Below are 449 nucleotides of genomic sequence, written 5' to 3' on the forward strand. Positions count from 1 at the left end.
TTGTCGGGGTCGGAATCGGTTGGGTTCTGGACAGTTTCGCGGGAACGTCTCCTTGGGGGCTTATCGTGTTTCTGTTCTTAGGATTCGGTGCCGGTGTGCTCAATGTCCTGCGCTCTGCGGGAATGGTAGCTGATGTGGGTTTGAAGGCGCCTTCCAAGGATGCCGGCAAGCCAGACGAGAAGTAAACTGCGCCCAAGGGTGCGATTTTTGTTCGAGGGGGGCCTGAATGGCCAACGATCCGGTCCATCAATTTCATATCGCGAAATGGATTCCGATTGAAATCGGCGGGATAGATTTTTCCTTCACCAATTCCGCAGCCTTCATGGTTGCGACCGTCGTGGTGACCAGCGCGTTCCTTTTCCTCTCGACGTCGAGCCGCGGCATCGTGCCGAGCCGGATGCAGTCGCTGTCGGAAATCTCCTACGAATTCATAGCGAACATGCTTAGAG

The 449-nt window shown here is 55.2% G+C and carries 2 protein-coding genes; both read left to right on the forward strand.

Features of this window, described 5'->3' with window-relative positions; genetic code table 11:
- Nucleotides 1-185: AtpZ/AtpI family protein (locus tag AB1462_RS32020; protein ID WP_367249115.1), on the forward strand; the 185-nt coding region annotated here is incomplete at its 5' end.
- A 41-nt stretch (nt 186-226) separates the two neighbouring features.
- Nucleotides 227-449, forward strand: a 223-nt coding sequence (locus AB1462_RS32025; RefSeq protein WP_367249117.1) for a hypothetical protein, incomplete at its 3' end; no start/stop codon positions are given.

This window comes from Pseudomonas sp. SB113, assembly GCF_040754745.1.
GTDB classification, from domain to species: Bacteria; Pseudomonadota; Gammaproteobacteria; order Pseudomonadales; family Pseudomonadaceae; genus Aquipseudomonas; species Aquipseudomonas grimontii.